The organism is Candidatus Hakubella thermalkaliphila, from assembly GCF_013281975.1.
Classification (GTDB): domain Bacteria; phylum Actinomycetota; class Humimicrobiia; order Hakubellales; family Hakubellaceae; genus Hakubella; species Hakubella thermalkaliphila.
In genome coordinates, this window is the sequence record NZ_BLRZ01000504.1 from 1 (window position 1) to 507 (window position 507).

Annotated in this window: 1 pseudogene; it reads right to left on the bottom strand. The window is 43.8% G+C overall.

The window, feature by feature from the left end:
- A pseudogene (locus HW443_RS12925) lies at positions 1 to 507 on the bottom strand (hypothetical protein); the annotation flags it as partial.

Genomic DNA, 507 nt, shown 5'->3' on the forward strand with positions numbered 1-507 from the left:
CAATCATCATTTCTGGCATACCTTCTTTCCGCTCTTCGTCTATTTGTTTCTTGGTCAGTACGCCGGTATCTTCCACCGTGAGAACCTCCCAAAACCAAGTGGCATTATCTTTTGCTATCTGCAAGACATTCCACGCATGATTTTTTCCTCGCGGGGTGAAGTTAAATATTGCCCAGCCGCCGTTCGCTTTCAAAATAGGGCGTATGAAGTCCCACGCTTTTGCATTAGTTCCGGAACACTCGGAGAATACGACGCCGATTGGATTTGTGCCCACGCCGGAGTTCTCAAACTCATCCGCAGCGATAAGTTGAATAACGCTTCCGTTGATGAGTTCTATTTTTAATTCCGTGGCGTTTGTATTTTTAATTATCTCTTTCGGGATATGGTCGAGCATTCTTGCGCCCTCGTTGTCGATATTGTCCCATATGACCTTTTTTGCTTGTGAGTATGTCGGTAGGAAATAGAAATATGTTCCAATCCTCTCAAAAGACTTTTTTACCATTATGT